This is a genomic window from Bacillus sp. FJAT-27986 (assembly GCF_001685035.1).
Taxonomy (GTDB): domain Bacteria; phylum Bacillota; class Bacilli; order Bacillales; family Pradoshiaceae; genus Pradoshia.
The window spans coordinates 1-3,048 of the sequence record NZ_MAYV01000009.1 but is presented as its reverse complement, the minus strand read 5'-3'; the positions used below and the strand labels follow the sequence as shown (position 1 = coordinate 3,048).

The following is a 3,048-nucleotide window of genomic DNA, read 5'->3' as shown; positions in this document are numbered from 1 at the left end:
CGGTTTTTTAGGGACCAAGAGAGATCATTTATACTTGTTTGGGCTTGATGGGATCGGGAAGGATTTTTCGTCAAGGGTACTACCTTAAAGACGTGTGGAAGCTATAGAAAAGCTGGCTATTCAACACCTATGGGACATCTTTGCCTGATCTATGGATAAAAGGTGTCTGAAAGGTAGGTGAAGTGTGGAGGAAAGCAGCTATGCCCTACCTATGCCTGACCTATGCCGGGTTAAAGGTGCTTCATAGGTAGGTGAAGTATGGAGGAAAGCCGTAAGAAAACATGTATAACACACCTATTAGTGAACATACGAGATAATAATAAAATTGGAAAACATATATTAAGGACTCAACCTGGAATTTCAGCTGGGAGACTCCTAAACCTTTTTAATCAAAATCTATAGGGAAGAAGGTCAGGAAAACGTAAGAGAATTGGTTCTTCACTTCTTCTTAATCACAAGCTCATGGATATATACTTACTGAATGTATCCAAGTTAACTAATCGATTGATTAAAAGAAATCCTTGCTAAAATCTCACCGTTATACTCACTCTATTGCTTGAACACAACATAATTGATTCATCTTTACATAGAGAAAGGTTAATGAAATATTGCATATTATAGTGAAAGAAATATATGAACTAAACATCTTTAGAGCATGTCACGAGTTTTAAATATTTCTTTGTAAGAAGAGGAACAGTTTCCTCTTTCATCAGGAGAATTAGTTGCCGTTTATTTTGGTGATGATTTTTATTAACTATGCAAAGAGATTAAGGATAAGGTTCGTATAATTCAATGAATATGGGCTCTTAATTGGCGATTCCTCATTTAAAGGCTATTTGCATAGGGTGGTGCTCCTAAATAAAAAAATAAGCATCCATATTCAAAATCAAGATAGTTCTTTAACTAAACCTTAATACAGAATTATCACTTGTATGAGGAAAAAAGATTGGCTTACAATAACACAAAGGATATATTTGGAAGGTTGGCTGTATTGAGAGTGGCCAAGAGGAGTCTTAAACTTTTAACTAATCAATGGCCTTTTGGAATAACGCTAATAGCACTTTGCATATTTGCATTCTTTAGATTTTTTATAGCAGACTTAGAAATGAAACATGGGTGTATTGTATTACCTTATTCCTTTTTCGCTTGTATCACTGAGTATAGCTGTAGTTGGGCTGCCGCTAGAAAGGAAAAATGATAAGAAAGTGATCATTAGATCTGTCTTTTCGATAGTCATGTCTCTTTTATTAATTTTACTATTATGTTTTATCTACATAGCTCCAATATTCTTCCCTTTCGGAATACCACCGTTATTTTAGCGAACCCATCAATGTTAGGTTCGCTTTTTTATTGATTCAATACACTTCACCATTGCAAAAACTAAGTGATTAGCTTTTTTAAAAGCAGCTAACGGGGCACAGGTTAGTGGATGAAGGAAGTCACTTATACAGTGTTGTATTTAGTATGTTATATAAACAAAAGGGGGTAGTAGGTTAATTAATTATCTATACTATGATAAAAGGAAAGGTACAATCAGAGCTCTCATGCCTTTAAATATAGAGGATCATCTGTAAATAAGGAGGGATGAAATGAAAAAACCACTGTATTTTCTAATCTTCTTGTTGCTCTCTGGGTGCGCACAAAGCGATGAACAACTACCATTAACGGAAAATGCGAGAATTTGCAAAGGATTCTAGAGGATAAAGGATATGATGAGCTGTCCTATGAAGGAGAGAGGACTAGGACGTATACGATAAGTGACTTAACGAAACTTCCCGCTAAACAGGACTGGGCTGTCCAATCCATCGAACCCGAGCCCTATTTGAATAAAGAGATTCATTTAGTCCGTTTTTTCGTTAAAGGTCATCCATTAGATAATGAGTTCCAGGAGGGGAAAATAAGTGTAACGGTCATGATGTGGAACCGAGAAGTGATTGGAGGAACCTCGTTCCCCTATTCCAAACACAATGATATGCTCGGAGGATCCTATTCACTGGACGGGAAAACCAGTGAAGAAATTCAAAGTAAATAGCATATGACATAAGGTTTAATACTGGATATTAAAAACGAAGTATAACTTTACCAGTCATGAACTAATTAATCAGGGGATCTAAAAGAAAGACCGGAGCTGAATATGTTGAATGTTGGGTTGATTAAAAAAGAAGATGTTCTATACTCTTATAAGTTTATCGGCTGGATTGCTGGGTTTTAGTGAAGGTACGAAAGCTTTCTGGAAAGATTGCATCATTATAAAGAAGAGAATCAATCGATCCATCAGTAATAAAAGATTGTCTTATTCTATAGAAGAAAAAGAAAGTATCAGTAAGTAACGTTTTATATAGTAATTAGAGTAATATCAACATTCCTATATATACTTTGTCTCATGCAAGTATATTGTCACACTGAAAGAAGGTATACCATCTAATATAAAATAACAAGTTTCCGAGAAGATGCTTACCAGGTTGTTTAAGGAAATCCACTATTTTTTTTATGGTTCTGTGTTGGCCATCTCTTTATACATATATAAATAAGACAAGCTAACTGTGTGATTAACGGAGTTATGTAAAAAAACCGATCTTTTTTCTGCATTATAGAAATATCAATTTTGCGTTTAATTAGCTTTGTTTCTTCTTGATATGGTAAATCGTAAAGTGAGCATAAATATCTCATGCATGCTAACCGCCTCCTGTAGAAGTAGTTTTGAACAAGCTGAGAGTTTCGACGTGAACTGAAATACAGATAGAATCGCTAAATATAGAGGAGATCCGAAGAGATAGAAAAATACATATAAATTCCAGTTTTATATTACTCGAAATAGTGGTATTATAATTAAGTCGCTATGAGATAGAAGGCGGATAAATCCTTGAATGCAAACTTATAAAAAATAATTTATAAAAAGGGTTGCATTCATAAAAAATATAAGTTATTATATAAAAGTTGCTTCTGCAACGCGAAACATTTTGAGAGATTGTTAGTGAATAATATCAAAAGAAAATGCTTGACAAAATCTAACTGAATTGATATGATATAAGAGTCGCTAACACGACA

1 protein-coding gene is annotated in these 3,048 nt (G+C 34.3%); it reads left to right on the top strand.

Annotated features, from left to right (window positions below):
- The first annotated feature begins 1,681 nt into the window (after positions 1–1,681).
- Positions 1,682–2,032: a hypothetical protein gene (locus tag A8L44_RS06420; protein ID WP_077248007.1), complete on the top strand. Its 351-nt coding sequence runs from the start codon at positions 1,682–1,684 to the stop codon at positions 2,030–2,032.
- Positions 2,033–3,048: the final 1,016 nt, after the last annotated feature.